The following is a 16527-nucleotide window of genomic DNA, read 5'->3' as shown; positions in this document are numbered from 1 at the left end:
GCTTAACCCGGACGCAACGGCCTCGCGCTAGGGTCCGGGTTCAGGTCTGGGGGTCGGAGTGGGCATAGCGACGGACGGGACGGAAGGCCGAACCCTCGGCGCGGCGCTCCTCCGCGTCAGGACGTTCCGTGCCGGTGCCGCCGGGGCGGCCCTCGACGTCTTCGCCATCCGCATCGCCGGAGCAGCCTTCGCCTACGTCGCGCAGGTTCTCATGGCGCGCCTGATGGGGCGGACCGAGTACGGAATCTTCGCCGCGGTCTGGGTCTGGATCGCCATCCTCGGACATTCCTCGACATTGGGATTCGCCCAGGGCGCCTGCCGTTTCCTGCCGGCCGATCAGGCGAGGGGCGACATCGCCCATATCCGCGGATTTCTCATCGGCGGTGCGTTCGCGACCGGAATCTGCGCCTGCGCCGTCGCGCTCATCGGCCTCGCGCTGGTCTGGATACAGGGCAGCCTGCTCAATGGGCCCTATGCCGGGCCCCTTCTCTTGGCGGCACTCGTCCTGCCGCTCTTCACGCTCCAGGATTACCTCGAAGGCGTTGCCCGCAGCCAGAACTGGGCGGTCCTCGCCATCGCGCCGCCCTACCTCCTGCGCCAGGGCCTGATCATGGCGGCGATGGTGGGAGCGGTTGCCCTCGGAGCGCCGGCGGAAGCCTGGGTCGCCGTCGCCTGCACCCTGGCCGCCACCGGCTTCGCCCTGGCAATCCAGGCCGGACTTCTCATCCTGCGGCTGAGGTCCGTGCTGCCCCCCGCAGAGCCGCGCTATCGCTGGCGGCAATGGCTGCGGGCCTGCCTGCCCATCGCCGCGACGGAACTCGCCCATTCCGCCTTCAACATGATCGACGTCGTCGTCCTCAGCGTGATGATGCCGCCGATGGCGGTGGGCCTGTATTTCGTCGCGACCCGGATCCAGCAATTCGTCCCCTTCGTGCAATTCGCGGCGTCGGCCGCAACTGCCCAGCGCTTTACCGCCATCCATGCATCCGGCGACGCGCCCGGCCTTGCGGAGCTCGTCCGCTTGCAGGCCCGGTTGACCTTCGCCGCGACGACCGCGATCGGCGTCGCCGTCATCGCGGCCGGGCCGCTCCTGCTCGGCATGTTCGGGCCGGAATTCCAGGGCAGCCTTCCGATCCTCGCGGTGCTGGTGGCGGGCAATGTCGCCGCGAGCCTGTTCGGTCCGGGAGAAGATCTGCTCACCATGATCGACGGCGAGCGGCTCTGCGCCGCGATCACCGTGGCGATGCTCGCCCTCGCGGCCCTGCTCTGCGCCGTCTTCGTTCCGCCGCTGGGCCTGCTGGGGGCCGCCATCGCCATGGCGATCGCCAACGTCCTGCGCGGCGCCGGCATGGCGATAGCGGCCTTCCTCGTGCACGGCATCGCGACGCCGGTCCTTCCGTTCTTCGGCCGTCGCCATCCATGAATACGAGGCTCGGACGGGCGGGGGACCCACGCTCCGTTTCCATCGTCACCTACTCGGACCTCGCCGCCGATCCCGCCTCGTGGGACGCGCTGATGGAACGGGCCCTCACGACTCATCCGCATTACAGCCGCCACGTCATCGCCGCCCATCATGCGGCGGGGCTCGCCGATGCGAGCCTCGCCTTCGTCGCCGTGCGGGGGGAGGGCGGGCTCGAGGCGCTGATGCCGTTCCGGTCGAGGCGCGACATCAGCGGGCTCGGACTGAATGTGACGCGCCCGTTCCTGTCGCCCTTCATCACGCAGACATGCCCGCTCGTCGCCGACGGCCCGGATGTCACCGGGACGCTGGACCTGCTGGTGGCGGGGTTGCGAAACGCATCGGCCGGACGGCCCTGGCGCTGGCCGCTGCTTCCTGCGGAAACCAGGCTCGGGCGCGGGCTGCTCGCAGCGATGGACCGGGCCGGATGGGTGCATGGCGTCGTCGGCCGTTTCCAGCGGCCCATCGTCGAGCGGCGTGACTCCTACGCCGCCTTCCTCGACGGGCATCCGCACCGGTCCCGGATGAAGGATCTGCGCCGCCGCCACCGGCGCCTGTCGAAACACGGTTCGCTCAGCCTCGGCGTCGCCACCCATGGCGATCCGCTGATCGATGCGGTCACCGGTTTCCTCAGCCTGGAACGGGCGGGGTGGAAGGGCCGGGCCGGGACGGCTCTCGCCTGCGACCCGCAACACGAGGCCTTCGCCCGGGCGCTGTTCGCCGATGGCGGCGGCCCGATCGGTCTTCGCGCGGATACCCTGCTGCTGGACGGCCGCCCTCTCTCCATCAGCCTCGCTCTGCTGGCGGGCGAGACCGCCACCCTGCTGAAGACCACCTACGACGAGAATGCGCGCTCGCATGCGCCGGGCCTCCTGCTCGAAGCGCGGATCATCGAGGCGATGCACGAGACCGGATTTGCCCGGCGGCTCGATTCCGCGACGCTGGCAGGCTCGGTGCTGGAGAACCTGTATCCGGACAGGGAAGCGATCTGCGAGATCATCGCCGTGCCGGACGGCGCGTCGCAGCTGATCTCCCTCGACCGGCGTCTTCGCCTCGCGATGATGGAGCGCGATGCCAAGGCCCTGATCAAGCGAGTGCTGGGCAGACGCTGACGGCGACGCGAAGCCGTGCTACTGCGCCCGTCCGGCACGCCAGACAGGAACCATCCGCATGCGTCGTCCGCTTCTCGCCCTCACCGGAGCCTTGTTGATCGCCATGACCGCTTCCGCATCCGCCGAGACCGTGACCACGCCCTCGGGCCTCCAATATCGTGACGAAGTCGTCGGAACCGGCCCCTCGCCGGAGACCGGCAAGAAGGTCAGCGTCCATTACACCGGCTGGCTCGACGACGGCGGCAAGCCCGGCAAGAAGTTCGATTCCTCGCGTGACCGCGGCCAGCCCTTCAGCTTCACCCTCGGCATCGGCCAAGTCATCGGGGGCTGGGACCAGGGCGTCGCCACGATGAAGGTGGGTGGCAAGCGCACGCTCATCATCCCGTCCGACCTCGGATACGGCGCACGCGGCGCCGGCGGGCTCATTCCCCCCAACGCCACGCTCATCTTCGACGTCGAACTGCTCGGCGTGAATTGAATTGAGACCAGACCTCGATGAGCGTGACTCATCGAGGTCTGCCCGAGCGGCGGCGATAGTCCGCCACGCTTCAGATGAAATCGTGAACCGCCTCGACGACGTCACCCGCGCAAGGCCGTGCGGGTGACCAGCCTCTGAGGCGCTGACGGTTCGAGACGAACGATCAGGGCGCGAGCCCGAGAATCGCGCGCGCCTCGTCGGCTTTTGCCACCGAGCGGCCGTGGCCGAGGATCCGCTCGACCGCGACACCGACCAGTTCGGCATTGCTCGCCGCCAATCTGTGCTTCGTGATCCGGATGTTGTCCTCCAATCCGGTCCGCACGGCGTCGGCTCCCCGTGCGAGCGCCCAATCCATGACGTCGGCCTGATGGCGCCCGATGCCGGCGGCGGTCCATGTCGCCTCCGGCAGAACCTGCCTCAATTCGCCGAGGAGCAGGTCGAGCAGGCGCTCGTCGGGCGGCAAGGCGTTCTTCACGCCCATCACGAACTGGACGTGGGGGCTGGCATCCATCAGCCCCTCATCGACCAGCCGCCGGGCTCCATGAAGATGCGAGAGGTCGAAGATCTCGATCTCGGGCCGCACGCCGTGGTCCCGCATCTGGCTCGCCAGATCGGTGACGAGGCGTGCCGGGTTCTCGTAGACGATGGTCGGAAAGTTCACCGATCCGGTGGAGAGCGAGGCCATGTCCGGCCGGTGACGGAGGGACAGGCCACGGCTCGCCGGATCGCGGCCCCGGCCGCCGGTCGAGAATTGCACGATCATGCCGGGGCAGTGCAGCCGTATCCCGTCCTGCACCGCCGCGAAGCGGTCGGGATCGGAGGAGGGCGTCTCGTCGTCGTTGCGCACGTGGATATGGACTAGCGCGGCGCCGGCCTCAAAAGCCTGATGCGTCGACTCGATCTGCTCTGCGACGGTGACCGGCAGAGCGGGATTGTCCGATTTGCGCGGGACGGAGCCGGTAATGGCGACGGCGACGACGACGGGTTTCATGATCCTGGCCCCGAATGTCCGACGGAGAGGAACCGGGAGATAGTGCATTCCGCCCGGGAGGCGAAGGGGCCGCGAGCCGATGGACGCGCTTCCGGCTCAGCCCTGGAACAGCAGGGTTGCGCTGGTTCCCGGGCCGTTCGGGCGATAGACCAGGACGGAGCGCAGGTTCGTGGCCATCGCCCTGACGATGCGGGAGCCGAGACCCGTACCGCGCGGCTGGCCCTCTCCGGTCCAGCCGATGCCGTCATCCTCGACGGTCAGGGTGAGGCCGTCGCTCCCGTCGCGACCGAGCGCGACCCGGATCTCGCCCACGACTTCGGGCGGGTAGGCGTATTTATAGGCATTGGTGACGAGTTCGGTGACGACCACGCCCACCGAGACGGCCTTGTCGGTAGCGAGACGAATGGGCTCGGCGATGAGGCGGATGGCATGGTCGCGGCCCGCTGCCTTCATCGAAGCCTGCAACTCTTCCACGAGGCTCGCGAGATAGGCGTCGAGCTCCACCGCCTCGACATCGTCGGACGTGTAGAGCCGGCGGTGGATCCCGGCGATGGCCGAGATCCGCGCCTGCATTTCGCGTAGCGCCGCCTTGGCCGCCGGGTCGGAGACCGCGTTGGTCTGCATATGCGTCAGCGCCGCCACAAGGGCGAGCGAGTTCGCGACCCGGTGGTTGACCTCGCGCAGGAGCATCACCGCCCGGTCGCGCGCTTCGCGCACTTCCGCCTCCGCCCGCTCTTTGTCGCGTCTCATCTCCTCCTGCCGCAAGGCCGTGTCGATCGCCTCGCCCAGGAGTTCGCGGAACTGGCCCTGAAAGTCCTTCCAGACGTAATCGACCGCCCCGGCCTTCAGCGCCGCGACGGCGACGCGGCTGTCCTCCGACCCCGTGACGTAGATGACCGGCGGAGCGGAGGGCATGGCGCGGATGATGGGAAGTACGTCGAGTCCGGTCTGGCCCGGCATGTGATGATCGAGAGCCACGAGGTCGATGCCGCCCTGGGACAGGCGCGCGAGCCCCTCGTCGCCGGTGGCGGCGAGTTCCACGACGTAACCGCGCGCCCGCAACGCTTTCTGCACGAGGCGTGCGAGACCGGGATCGTCGTCGACGTAGAGGACGCGGCCACGCTCCGGGGCGGCGGGGGCGCTCATGATCTCGACGGTCTCATGGGTTCTCGGGCACCTGCATCACCGAGAAGAACAATCCGAGCTGACGAATGGCATTCGCGAACCCCTCATAATTCACCGGCTTGGTAATGTAGACGTTCGCGCCGAGATCGTAGCAGCGCTGGACCTCGCGGCTGTCATCCGTCGTCGTGAGAACCACGACCGGCGAGCGCCGCGTATGCGGGTTCGCCTTCACCTTCTCGAGGATGTCGATGCCGGTCATGTCCGGCAGATTGAGGTCGAGCAGGATCAGGAGCGGACGCTTGGCGCTGACCTCCCCCGAACCGTCGGGGCCGAGAAGGTAGGCGAGCGCGGAGGTGCCATCCCGGAACGGGATGATCTCGTTGTTGACGCCGGCGCGGCGGATGTTGCGTTCGATCAGACGAGCGTGGCCCTCGTCATCCTCGATCATCACGATACTGACGGAGTGCACGTTCGGTCCCGACCTCATTCCGCGGCGAGGGGCGTCGGCGCGGCGCCCCTGTTCGAAGCTGTAGCGCTCTCGCGGGGCAGCGTCACGCTGAAGGTGGTGCCGTCCCCGAGCCGGGAGGTGATGTCGATCCGTCCGCCGAGCGACCGGACCAGCGCTTTGACATGGGCGAGACCGATTCCCTCGCCCGGCCGGTCCTGTGCGCCCGAGCGTCGGAACAGCTCGAACACCCGGGCGTGGTCGCGCTCGGCGATGCCCCGGCCGTTATCCGTGACGTCGATGCGGATTCGCGAGCCGACCGGAACGGCGTCGATGGCGATCCGGCCGGGGCGCGCGCGGTCGAGATACTTCACCGCATTGTCGAGGAGATTGCCGAAGATCTGCTCGACCGCCAGCCGGTCGGCTGTGATCTTCGGAAGATCCGGAGCCACGATCACCTCGGCGCCCGCGGCTTCGGTCTGGTGGCGCTGGGCATCGGCGAGGCGCTGGAATAGCGCCGTCAGTTCGAGGGTTTCGGGCATGAAACTGCGCCGGCCTTCGCGGGACAATTTCAGGATCGCGGCGATCAGGCTCTCCATGCGGGTGACGGCGGCGCTGATGAAGCCGAGCGCCTCGCCGAGATCGGCGTCGATCCTCTCGGCATCGGGATGATTGTCGAGCGCGGTGCGAATGTCGTTCCGCGTCGCGTCGAGTTCGCTCGTGAACCCCATGACGTTGACGAGGGGCGCACGGAGATCGTGGCTGACGATGTAGGCGTAGCGCTGGATCTCCTCGTTCGATTCCCGGAGCTCCGCTTCGGCCTCGCGCTGTTCGGTGATGTCGGTATGCACGCCGACCCATTCACGAATGGCGCCGTCGGGCGCCAGGACCGGGACGGCACGGATGGCGTAATGCCGCCACGTCCCATCGCTCGAGCGGACCCGGTGCTCGTGGACGAAGGTGCGCTTCTCGCGCACCGTCTCGCCCCACGCCTCGATGGACGATTCGGCATCGTCAGGGTGCACGGCGTCGGCCCATCCGAAGCCCTGATACTCCTCGCGCGACTGGCCGGTGATCGCCGACCATCCGGGCTGGTCGCCGACCATCCGGCCCTCGGCATCGTTGGTCCAGAGAACGCCGCGCACCGCCTGGACGGCGGCGCGGAATCGTTCTTCGCTGGCGCTCAAGTCGCGTTGGACGCGCTGCTGGTCGATCGAGGAGGCCAGCATGGCGAGGAACAGGATGAGAAAGGTCGCCCCGCCGACGAACAGGGCGAGGTTCTGTTGGCTCGGAGCGAGCGCCGACATATGCGCCGCATGCGCGCCGGCCTCCTCGGCGGTGAGGGTCGCGGCCGCCATGCCGGTATAGTGCATCCCGGCGACGGCGAGCCCCATCACGAAGGCGGCCGCGATCTTCTGCCAGACCTCGTGCTGACGGAAGGTCAGCCAGAGCGCGGCCGTGGCCGCCGTGACGGCGATCAGGACCGACACGATGACGACGGGAGGGCTGTAGGCGAGGTTGCCGGGCACGGTGAGCGCGGCCATACCGGTATAGTGCATGCCGGCGATGCCGACCCCCATGAGCGGGCCGCTCACCAGGATGTCGCGCGTCGCGGCATCGTTCCGGCTGACCCAGGCGAAGGCGCCACCCGTCGCGCCGATGGCGATGAGCAGCGACAGCAGGGTGAGGCCGGTATCGTAGGCCGCCGGCATCCCCATCTCGAAGGCGAGCATGCCGACGAAATGCATCGACCAGATCCCTCCCCCCATCGCGAGGGCGGCTCCGCCGATCCAGGCGAGGCGCCGGCCGGGCGCGGCACGCACCCGCGATGCGAGGTCCAGAGCGGTGTAGGAAGCGAAGACGGCGATGGCGATGGAGAGCGCGACGAGGGCGGGATTGTAGCCGGTATGGACCATCGGACGACCGCTTCTGGAAAGTGACGGGCACGCGCTGCTGTTCGCAGCCCATTTCGTAGCCGGTCGCCGCCGACGCGGCCACTCCCACCCGTATCGGGGGGAGCATCGGCTCGGAGACGAGGCGGTCAGGCGATGCCGAGGGCCCTGATGAGGATCAGGCTGATCGCGAGGAGGATGGCGAGGGAGCCGGTCACGGCGAGCGTCACCCGTCCGCCCATACGCGCCAGAACCCGCACGTCGACGCCGAGGCCGAGGGCGGCCATGGACATGATCGTCAGGAAGCCGGCCAGTTGTTTCACCGGCCCGGAAGCGGCCTCGGGGATCAGGCCGAGCGAGCGGAGCGTAGCGAGCCCGAGGAATCCGAGGATGAACCAGGGGACGAGCCTGGTAAAACCGAGCCGCCCCGGCATGGTCTTCCGTGCACCCGCTTCCGCCGGCAGGCGATGCGCGATGAGCGAGAACGCGACCACGACCGGCCCGAGCATCAGCACCCGCACGAGCTTGACCAGCGTGCCGACCTGCGTGCTGAGCAGCCCCACCGGCACGGTCGCAGCAAGCACCTGCGGCACGGCATAGACGGTGAGTCCCGCGAGCACGCCATATTGGTGGTCCGAGAGCCCGGCGAGCGGAATGAACAAGGGCAGGCCGAGCACCATCAGCACGCCGAGCACGGCGGTAAAGGCGATGGAGCCGGCGACATCCTTGCTGTCGGCCCCGATGACCGGCGCCACGGCGGCGATGGCGGAGTTGCCGCAGATGGCGTTGCCGCACGCCACCAGGATCGCCATCCGCGCCGGCAGGCCGAGGCCGCGACAGATCGCGTAGCTCGCGGCGATCGCCAGGACCACCGTGCCGACGATGCCGGTGAGCAGCGCCGGCCCCGAGGCGACGATGGCGCCGAGGCTGATCGACGCGCCGAGCAGCGTGACGGCGACTTCGAGCACCTGCTTGGCGCTGAAGGCGATCCCCGCCCGGAACCGCTCGCCGGGAGTCCAGACGGTGCGGATCGCGATCCCGAACAGGATCGCGACGACCAGGGCCTCGATATAGGGATGCCCGGTCGCTCTCTCCTCCAGAGCCTGGACGGCCATGGCGATGGCGGTGACGGCGAGGCAGAGGACGATGCCCGGCAGCAGCGCCGGGACCCTGCGGATGGTGGCCGGGCCCGCAGGAACGGTCGGGTTCGAAGATGCCTTCACGCTCGCTCTACCCACCCGGACACGCCGCCGAGGCCTTCAAACAAGAAACTTCTGCCGCGCGCTTCGAAAAGAGAAAACCGCTCTCCGGAACGTCACAACTTCAAAAGACGCATCCATTGATCGATGGCAAGCAAAACACGATCTTACCCCGGATGAGCACGCGTTCCGATCACGGCGTCCTGAACGGTGGCGCCACCAGCTTCGACCCTTACGGCGAGCCGGTCTGCGATGATCGCACCACCAGCATGACGCAGGGTGATCGGCGGGCGCGCAACGTCGCCATCGCGGTGTTCTGGATGCTCGCCCTGACGCTGACCGCCGGACGGGTCTATTTCAGCGACCAGAGCCTCGGTCAGACCCTTACCCTGGCTCAGGCGCAGATCGCTTCCTACGTCACAGCGATCCGCTGACGCGACGCGACAACCGGCCCGGTCAGTAGGTCGCGGCGAGATAGGCGGCGATCGCCTTCGCATCCGCCTCGTCGATGGGGGCGTGGAAGACATGCACCATCTTCGTGACCTCGCCGGTCCAGAACGCAGCCCCTTTGCCCGGCGGCTGCGTGAGGATGTAGTCGACCGAGTGGCAGACCGTGCAATTGGTCTGGGCGGCTTCGAACCCGGCCTCGTGGCCTTCAGCGGGGCGCAACTGGGCGGTCGCCTCCGGCACGTCGTAGGTGCGTGGCCCGGCCTCGGCACCTCCGCCGACGAAGAGGGCGACCGATAGGAGCGCGGCGGCGAAACGATAGCGGGTCATGCGATTCTCCCTCAGATCGCCTGGATGCGGGTCGTCTCGACGACGTTTCGCTGATAGCCGGCGGGGTTCCAGCGCGGATCCATCGGCTGCGTCGTGCCGTCCTTGGCCGTGGCTCGCACGCGAACCGCATGGGCGCCCGCCGACAAGTCTGCCTCGAAGGTCCAGGGTCGGAAGGAATAGCGTCCGAGATCGTCACCGAGCCGCGCCGGCGACCATGTCCTGCCATCGTCCAGGGATACGGCCACGTCCCTGACGCCCGAGCCGCCGTCGAAGGCGATACCCCGCAATGCCGCCCTGCCGACCGGGACCTTGGCGCCATCCGCCAGATTCGTGACGAAGGAGCGGATCGGGAGACGGTTGATCGGAACCGTCTTCGCCGCGCTCGTTCCCGGCTCGACGCAGGCGCATTCGTTGTCGGGAATGCGATAGGCCTTCTGCATCCAGAACCCGTCGAAGGGCGTGTCGAGCACCGTGATCGTGCTGAGGTGCTTGACCCAGTAGGTGCCGTAGAAACCAGGCACGACGAGCTTCAGCGGGTAGCCGTTGAGCCAGGGAAGGTCCTCCCCGTTCATCGCCCAGGCCAGCATCACCTCACCGTCGCGGGCATGGTCGATGTCGAGCGCCTTCGCATAGCGCGGCGTCTCGGGCAGGACCGGCCCGTCGAGGCCGGTGAAGGAGACCTGGACCGCGCCCGCCTTGACGCCGGCCTTGTCGAGCACGGATTTCAGCGAGACGCCGGTCCAGCGGGCATTGCCCATCGCGCCGTTTCCGAGCTGGCCACCGGCCACGCGCGGAACGACGAAGCCGCGCGAATTGCCCGAGCACTGGTTCACCGCGACGAGTTCCGTACCCGGAAGGCTCTTCAGCTCCGTAAGCGACAGCGAGACCGGTCCGTCGACATGGCCCTTGACCTCGAGGCGGAACAGTTCGGGATCGATGGAGGTCGGGATGTCGGCCAGATGATAGCGCACGAAGAACGCGTCGTTCGGGGTGAGCACGCTCTCGTCGAAGACCGAGAACGGTGTTTCTAGCTGGGGCGGCCGTGCGGTCGTCAGCATCAGCGGGCGTTTGCCGGGATAGGCGACCAGGGGCCGCTCGCCATTGGCGAAGGGCAGGGTCGCGACCTCGCCGGCCAAGGCCCGCAGCGATGGGAGCGCGATCCCCCCAGCCGCGACGGCGCCTCTCAAAAAGTCCCGCCTGCCGAGTTCGACCATCGCCTTCCCCCCAACCCTCCAGCATCGCGAATGCGATGGCCGGCCCCACTACGATCCGCGACGGCGCCGAGACCAGTCACTTTATGGAGGAGAAAAATGAAGGGAACGATGCAAAACGTCTGACATATTCGCGAACGAATAATTTACGACAGCTGACAGCCAGCTATCTTGAAATAGTCATATTCTTAAATCGATATGTAAAAATATAACTATCATTATATCGAAGTGCGTGCAAAATCCATTACGATAGGTATGCTGCGCGGATTTCTCAGAAATATCGAAATTGAGTATGAAACGTATAATTATAAATAATTATTCTGAATGATAAGACAACATCGGGATTTTGTAAAATTCCTTGACGCTGATAACTAAAATTTACCAAACACAAACAGACTACGTTCTTGTTTGCATGTTTTGCATTTTAAAATCAGCCCTCGTCTTGAAAACGAAAGGTTGCCACAAATTTCACACGCCGAATCTACATGATCTGCATCGATATTTACGAGTTTTGGGCGAAAAACGTCAGCAAATCGCGTTTTCGCGACTGCTTCCCAGGCGCCCGTAAATTTGATTAGCTCACCTATATTTGAATATCTTTCGACAACTGACTTTGGAAGTATAAGGTGTTCAGCAAATTTATTTGCCTGCCATTCTGCAGAGTGTTCATTTTCAAAGTACTTGATCTGTGAATTTGAATCTTTAGAGTATCCCTTCGGAATATCGGAGTGCAATAAAATATGTCCGATTTCGTGAGCGACTATGAATTGAGGGTAGCCCTCTCTCATATCAGCTCGTCGCCAAATTGAGCGATCTACATTGATTACGTCCGGCTTAAATGAAACATGAGCCGGTGGCTGTTCAGTTCCATCTCGGTCAAAAGTATCAATAGATAGAGCGGCGGTTCTATTACTCATAAAAGTGTGAATCAAGAATTCGACGACGCAAAAATCATCGCCGAATGTCATTTCATGCAAGGATCGCCATTCATTGGCGATCCTTGCAATCTTGTCCTCGCTCAAAAAGGATACTGGTATATCTCTAAATGGCGAGGACATTGCCTTCGTCCTTATGAGCAGCCAGTTGTGCTGCCACAGGTGTCACATTTCAGGCAGGTGCCATTTCGGACAAGAGTGAAGTTAGCACACTCAGGACATGCCTCGCCGACGTAACCCTTCAGCTTTGCTTCTTCTCGCTTAAAGGCCACCGAGTTACGTGGTTCTTCGGCGGGATGAGAAAATCCCAGTACGACCTGGGCATCCTTATCTTCCGCCTTCAGCGCCGTCGCGCCCCGCATGGCGTGGACGACCCCGCCGGCCGGGGCGCTCGCCCCGGCATGGCCGGAACCGATGCCCATCGTGCCGCCGGCCGGTCCGCCCTGGATCAGGGTGAGCCGGTCGGCCGAGCCGCGCAGCAGGCCGCGCGAGACGATGCTGGAGGCCACCGGGTCCGGCCGGTCGCCGCTGCGCGTGCCTTCACCCTCACCCTTGCCCATCACGGTGTTGCCGATCTCGGACGGGTCGACATGGGCCAGATCCATCCGGCCGAGATACGAGATCGCCAGTTCGCGGAACACGTAGTCGAGGATCGAGGTGGCGTTCTTGATGGCGTCGTTGCCCTGTACGAAACCGGCCGGCTCGAACCGGGTGAAGGTGAAGGCGTCGACATATTCCTCCATCGGCACGCCGTACTGGAGCCCGATCGAGATCGCGATGGCGAAGTTGTTCATCAGCGAGCGGAAGGCGGCGCCCTCCTTGTGCATGTCGATGAAGATCTCGCCGATGCGGCCGTCCTCGTATTCGCCGGTGCGCAGGTAGACCTTGTGTCCGCCGACGACGGCCTTCTGGGTGTAGCCCTTGCGCCGGTCGGGCAGCTTCTCGCGCGAGCGGATGCGTTCGACGCGCTCGATCACCCGCTCGACGATCTTTTCCGCGAGCTGTGCCGCCTTGGCGGTGGCGGGCTGCGCCACCAGAGCCTCGATCACCTCGTCGGCATCGTCGTCCTCATCGGCGATGAGTGCCGAGTTCAGCGGCTGCGACAGCTTGGAGCCGTCGCGGTAGAGGGCGTTCGCCTTGAGCGCCAGGGTCCAGGACAGCTTGTAGGCGTTCTTGCAATCCTCGACCGTCGCGTCGTTCGGCATGTTGATGGTCTTGGAGATAGCGCCCGAGATGAAGGGCTGCGCCGCCGCCATCATGCGGATGTGGCTCTCTACCGAGAGGTAACGCTTGCCGATGCGGCCGCACGGATTGGCGCAATCGAACACCGCGTAATGCTCGACCTTGAGGAAGGGGGCTCCCTCAAGGGTCATCGCACCGCAGATATGGGTGTTGGCGGCCTCGATGTCCTTCCGCGTGTAGCCGAGGAACGGCAGGATCTCGAAGGTCGGGTCGGCGAGCTTCTCGGCCGGGACCTTGAGCACGTCCTTCAGGAAATCGTCGCCCAGGGTCCAGCGGTTGAACACGAACTTGATGTCGAAGGCCGATTTCAAGCCCGCCTCGATGGCGGCGATCTTGTCGTCGGTGAAGCCCTTGGCGCGGAGCGAGCCGGCGTTGACGGCCGGCGACTGACCCATCGAGCCATGGCCGACGGCATAGGCCTCGATCTCGGCGATCTCGGATTCGCGGTATCCGAGCGAGCGCAGGGCGTCCGGCACCGCCCGGTTGATGATCTTGAAGTAGCCGCCGCCGGCCAGCTTCTTGAACTTCACCAGGGCGAAATCCGGCTCGATCCCGGTCGTGTCGCAATCCATCACGAGGCCGATCGTGCCGGTAGGCGCGATGACGGTCGCCTGGGCGTTGCGGTAGCCATGCTCCTCGCCGAGCGCCAGGGCCCGGTCCCACGCCACCTTGGCGCGTTCCGCGAGGTCGGCCTGGGGCACGTTGGGGATGTCGAGGGGGACGGGGGCGATCGAGAGGAACTCGTAGCCCGCCGCTTCGCCATGCGCCGCGCGGCGATGGTTGCGGATCACCTTGAGCATGGCGTCCGCGTTCTCGTCGTAGCCCGCGAACGGACCGAGCTCGGCCGCCATCTCGGCCGATGTGGCATAGGCGACGCCGGTCATGATCGCGGTCAGCGCACCTGCGAGGGCCCGGCCCTTCAGCGAATCGTAGGGCAGGCCCATGCTCATCAGCAGGCCGCCGATATTGGCGTAGCCGAGGCCGAGGGTGCGGTAGCGGTAAGAGAGTTCGGCGATCTCCTTCGAGGGGAACTGCGCCATCATCACCGAGATCTCGAGGACGACGGTCCAGAGACGGTTGAGATGTTCGAAGGCGGCGACGTCGAATTGGCCGCTGGCCCGGTCGTACATCGTCAGCAGGTTGGTGCTGGCGAGGTTACACGCCGTGTCGTCGAGGAACATGTATTCGGAGCACGGGTTCGAGGCGCGAATCCGGCCGGCGGACGGGCAGGTGTGCCAGTCGTTCATGGTCGTGTTGAAATGCAGGCCCGGATCCGCCGAAGCCCAGGCGGCCTCGCCGATCTGCTCCCACAAGTCGCGTGCCTTCAGGGTCTTCACCGGCTTGCCGGTGGTGCGGGCAATGAGGTTCCAGTCGCCATCCGCTTCGACCGCCCGGAGGAAGTCGTCGGTGAGCGAGACGGAATTGTTCGAGTTCTGGCCGGCTACCGTGAGGTAGGCCTCGGAATCCCAGTCGGTGTCATAGACGGGGAAGTCGATCTTGGTGAAGCCCTGCTTGGCGAACTGGATGACGCGCTTGGTGTAGGCGTCCGGCACCATCTCCTTGCGCGCGGCCTTCACGGCCTTCTTGAGCGCGGGGTTACGCTCGACGTCGAAGCAGGCATCGCCTTCGGCCTCGCACTGGGTGCAGGCCTTCATCACCGCCTGCAGGTGCTTGGAGACGATCTTCGAACCGGTCACCAGGGCGGCGACCTTCTGCTCCTCCTTCACCTTCCAGTCGATATAGGTCTCGATATCGGGGTGATCGATGTCGACGATGACCATCTTGGCCGCGCGGCGGGTGGTGCCGCCGGACTTGATCGCGCCGGCCGCCCGGTCGCCGATCTTCAGGAACGACATCAGGCCGGACGACTTGCCGCCGCCGCCGAGCTTCTCGTTCTCGCCGCGCAGCATCGAGAAGTTCGAGCCGGTGCCGGAGCCGTACTTGAACAGGCGCGCCTCGCGGACCCAGAGGTCCATGATGCCGCCCTCGTTCACGAGGTCGTCCTGGACGCCCTGGATGAAGCAGGCATGCGGCTGCGGGTGCTCGTAGGACGAGGCCGACTTGACCAGCTCGCCGGTGCGGTAATCGACGTAATGGTGGCCCTGGGCCGGTCCGTCGATGCCGTAGGCCCAATGCAGGCCGGTGTTGAACCATTGCGGCGAATTCGGCGCGACCATCTGGCGGGCGAGCATGAAGCGCAGCTCGTCGAGGAACGCCGAGGCATCCTCCTCCGAGGTGAAGTAGCCACCCTTCCAGCCCCAATAGGTCCAGCAGCCGGCGAGGCGATCGAAGACCTGGGTCGAGGAGATTTCCGAACCGGACCGCTCGGCCTCGGGCAGTTCGGCCAGCGCGGCCTCATCGGCCACCGAGCGCCACAGGAAGGAGGGGACGTCGTTTTCTTCGACGCGTCTCAGCCGGGCCGGCACACCGGCCTTGCGGAAGTATTTCTGCGCCAGCACGTCGCTCGCGACCTGGCTCCAGCTGTCGGGCACCGAGATGCCGTCCAGCCGGAACACGATCGATCCGTCCGGGTTGCGGATCTCGCTCAGCGCCTTGCGGAAGGCGATGGTCGCGTAGGGGGATTGCCCGGCCGTGGTGTATCGCCGCTCGAACCGCATGAACCCTGTATCCCTTGTCGAAGAGTCGACGATGCCGCCGCGCTCCGCGCAGCCGCCGGTTTGCTCAAGTCTGAAGAAGGCGAGTGCCCGCGAACGCTCGCGGTGCGCTGTCAGATGGCCGAAAATACTCAGAGCCGCCGTACCGACGCGACTGCTTCGGCTACCATCGAAAGCTATCGCGGTCAGGGCCCTCACGTCAACAACTTGTGTGTGCCGGCTACGTTCCGCGCTAGATGTTGTGGCGGCGATAGAATTCCTGTGGATATCGCGACCGCGCCGATAAGTGCTCTTTTTGCTTGAAGGAATCCGCCCGAGAATTTTTTGCATTCACAGGTCGGACGGCGAACTCGCGACGTAAGCTTTTGGTTAAGACGCATCGGCTGTGGGATTCCAGCCGCACTCGGGTGCTCGAACCGGGTCACGGAATGGTCGGATGCAGCCGGCGCGCCCGAGTCGCGCTGGACTTCGCCCGAGCCCCTCACCATAGTCCCGGCCAACGAAGGACGGGCGGTCGCGCCGGTCCGGTTCAGGCGAGTGCGATGGCTCTGAAGGACACGCTTCTGCGGATCTTCACCTGGTGGAACGGGCAGACCATGTCGCTCGCCGTCATGACGGCGCGGCACGGCCAGCTCGTCGGCACGGACGATTTCGGAAACACTTATTACAAGGCCCTGGGACCGCTGATCGACCGCTCGGTCGGTCCGGAACGCCGCTGGGTCGTCTATAACGGCTATGCCGACGCCTCGAAGGTGCCGCCCGGCTGGCGCGGCTGGCTCTGCCACAACGGCGATGTTCCCCCGAGCGAGGAAAGCTACACCCCGCGCGAGTGGCAGAAGCCGCACGTGGAGAACCTCACCGGAACCAGCGCCGCCTATCGTCCGAAGGGCTCGCAGCTCAATCCGGGCAACAAGCCGGCCACGGGCGGGGATTACGCGGCCTGGAGCCCCGAATAGCGCGCGGCCGATCGGGAGCCACGCGTTCGCCGCGGCCCCGCCAGACCGTCACGTCGCCCTTTTTACACCACGCTTGGCCTGTCTATCGGT

The 16527-nt window shown here is 65.7% G+C and carries 14 protein-coding genes; 5 read left to right on the top strand and 9 right to left on the bottom strand.

The features are described from left to right. Positions 1 to 58: 58 nt before the first annotated feature. Genes A3OK_RS0111750 through A3OK_RS0111740 form a run of 3 tightly spaced genes read left to right on the top strand, consistent with a single transcriptional unit; the run spans position 59 to position 3049 of the window. Complete coding sequence (locus A3OK_RS0111750) at positions 59 to 1423, top strand: lipopolysaccharide biosynthesis protein (protein ID WP_019905065.1); 1365 nt, start codon at positions 59 to 61, stop codon at positions 1421 to 1423. After that, complete coding sequence (locus A3OK_RS0111745; RefSeq protein ID WP_019905064.1) at positions 1420 to 2571, top strand: GNAT family N-acetyltransferase; 1152 nt, start codon at positions 1420 to 1422, stop codon at positions 2569 to 2571. The genes A3OK_RS0111750 and A3OK_RS0111745 overlap by 4 nt, the downstream gene beginning before the upstream one ends. A 58-nt stretch (positions 2572 to 2629) precedes the next feature. Continuing rightward, positions 2630 to 3049 carry an FKBP-type peptidyl-prolyl cis-trans isomerase gene (locus A3OK_RS0111740; RefSeq protein ID WP_019905063.1) on the top strand — a complete coding sequence of 140 codons (420 nt, stop codon included), beginning with the start codon at positions 2630 to 2632 and terminating at the stop codon, positions 3047 to 3049. Between the two features lie 163 nt (positions 3050 to 3212). Here the strand turns inward: A3OK_RS0111740 and A3OK_RS0111735 are convergent, their stop codons facing one another. The 5 genes from A3OK_RS0111735 to A3OK_RS0111715 form a co-directional block, all read right to left on the bottom strand. Continuing rightward, complete coding sequence (locus tag A3OK_RS0111735; RefSeq protein WP_019905062.1) at positions 3213 to 4040, bottom strand: 3-keto-5-aminohexanoate cleavage protein; 828 nt, start codon at positions 4038 to 4040, stop codon at positions 3213 to 3215. Positions 4041 to 4136: 96 nt separating this feature from the next. Beyond that, on the bottom strand, positions 4137 to 5186 hold the full coding sequence (locus tag A3OK_RS0111730) for a response regulator (protein WP_019905061.1): 1050 nt from the start codon (positions 5184 to 5186) through the stop codon (positions 4137 to 4139). A 13-nt stretch (positions 5187 to 5199) separates the two neighbouring features. Further along, a complete protein-coding gene (locus tag A3OK_RS0111725; protein ID WP_019905060.1) occupies positions 5200 to 5613 on the bottom strand; it encodes a response regulator in 414 nt (137 codons plus the stop codon). Positions 5614 to 5648: 35 nt separating this feature from the next. After that, positions 5649 to 7526, bottom strand: a complete 1878-nt coding sequence (locus A3OK_RS0111720) for an MHYT domain-containing protein (RefSeq protein ID WP_019905059.1) — start codon at positions 7524 to 7526, stop codon at positions 5649 to 5651. Between the two features lie 125 nt (positions 7527 to 7651). Then, the gene (locus A3OK_RS0111715; RefSeq protein ID WP_019905058.1) at positions 7652 to 8725 is read right to left on the bottom strand and encodes a putative sulfate exporter family transporter; all 1074 of its coding nucleotides are present in this window, start codon (positions 8723 to 8725) and stop codon (positions 7652 to 7654) included. A 152-nt stretch (positions 8726 to 8877) separates the two neighbouring features. Between A3OK_RS0111715 and A3OK_RS0111710 the strand changes: the two genes are divergently transcribed. Continuing rightward, a complete protein-coding gene (locus A3OK_RS0111710) occupies positions 8878 to 9135 on the top strand; it encodes a hypothetical protein (RefSeq protein WP_019905057.1) in 258 nt (85 codons plus the stop codon). 22 nt (positions 9136 to 9157) lie between these two features. Here the strand turns inward: A3OK_RS0111710 and A3OK_RS0111705 are convergent, their stop codons facing one another. The 4 genes from A3OK_RS0111705 to A3OK_RS0111695 form a co-directional block, all read right to left on the bottom strand. Beyond that, entirely contained in the window at positions 9158 to 9478 is a 321-nt protein-coding gene (locus A3OK_RS0111705; protein ID WP_019905056.1) for a hypothetical protein, read from the bottom strand. A gap of 11 nt (positions 9479 to 9489) precedes the next feature. After that, complete coding sequence (locus A3OK_RS0111700) at positions 9490 to 10692, bottom strand: molybdopterin-dependent oxidoreductase (protein ID WP_019905055.1); 1203 nt, start codon at positions 10690 to 10692, stop codon at positions 9490 to 9492. A 368-nt stretch (positions 10693 to 11060) separates the two neighbouring features. After that, positions 11061 to 11747, bottom strand: coding sequence for an ImmA/IrrE family metallo-endopeptidase (locus A3OK_RS23595; RefSeq protein ID WP_081631189.1), 687 nt, complete (start codon positions 11745 to 11747; stop codon positions 11061 to 11063). A gap of 11 nt (positions 11748 to 11758) precedes the next feature. After that, a complete protein-coding gene (locus A3OK_RS0111695; RefSeq protein ID WP_019905054.1) occupies positions 11759 to 15484 on the bottom strand; it encodes a vitamin B12-dependent ribonucleotide reductase in 3726 nt (1241 codons plus the stop codon). Between the two features lie 539 nt (positions 15485 to 16023). On the opposite strand from A3OK_RS0111695, the gene A3OK_RS0111690 reads away from it, so the two are divergent. Next, positions 16024 to 16437 carry an NADH:ubiquinone oxidoreductase subunit NDUFA12 gene (locus A3OK_RS0111690; protein ID WP_019905053.1) on the top strand — a complete coding sequence of 138 codons (414 nt, stop codon included), beginning with the start codon at positions 16024 to 16026 and terminating at the stop codon, positions 16435 to 16437. Positions 16438 to 16527 lie beyond the last annotated feature (90 nt).

Source organism: Methylobacterium sp. 77 (assembly GCF_000372825.1).
Lineage (GTDB): Bacteria > Pseudomonadota > Alphaproteobacteria > Rhizobiales > Beijerinckiaceae > Methylobacterium.
Note: the sequence above shows the minus strand (reverse complement) of the source record. Positions and strands in the feature narration are given on the sequence as shown.

Coding starts and splice junctions, on each gene's coding strand:
- A3OK_RS0111705 (WP_019905056.1), bottom strand. CDS start 9,478: ATGACCCGCTATCGTTTCGCCGCCGCGCTCCTATCGGTCGCCCTCTTC.
- A3OK_RS0111745 (WP_019905064.1), top strand. CDS start 1,420: ATGAATACGAGGCTCGGACGGGCGGGGGACCCACGCTCCGTTTCCATC.
- A3OK_RS23595 (WP_081631189.1), bottom strand. CDS start 11,747: ATGTCCTCGCCATTTAGAGATATACCAGTATCCTTTTTGAGCGAGGAC.
- A3OK_RS0111695 (WP_019905054.1), bottom strand. CDS start 15,484: ATGCGGTTCGAGCGGCGATACACCACGGCCGGGCAATCCCCCTACGCG.
- A3OK_RS0111720 (WP_019905059.1), bottom strand. CDS start 7,526: ATGGTCCATACCGGCTACAATCCCGCCCTCGTCGCGCTCTCCATCGCC.
- A3OK_RS0111740 (WP_019905063.1), top strand. CDS start 2,630: ATGCGTCGTCCGCTTCTCGCCCTCACCGGAGCCTTGTTGATCGCCATG.
- A3OK_RS0111710 (WP_019905057.1), top strand. CDS start 8,878: ATGAGCACGCGTTCCGATCACGGCGTCCTGAACGGTGGCGCCACCAGC.
- A3OK_RS0111700 (WP_019905055.1), bottom strand. CDS start 10,692: ATGGTCGAACTCGGCAGGCGGGACTTTTTGAGAGGCGCCGTCGCGGCT.
- A3OK_RS0111690 (WP_019905053.1), top strand. CDS start 16,024: ATGGCTCTGAAGGACACGCTTCTGCGGATCTTCACCTGGTGGAACGGG.
- A3OK_RS0111725 (WP_019905060.1), bottom strand. CDS start 5,613: ATGATCGAGGATGACGAGGGCCACGCTCGTCTGATCGAACGCAACATC.
- A3OK_RS0111730 (WP_019905061.1), bottom strand. CDS start 5,186: ATGAGCGCCCCCGCCGCCCCGGAGCGTGGCCGCGTCCTCTACGTCGAC.
- A3OK_RS0111735 (WP_019905062.1), bottom strand. CDS start 4,040: ATGAAACCCGTCGTCGTCGCCGTCGCCATTACCGGCTCCGTCCCGCGC.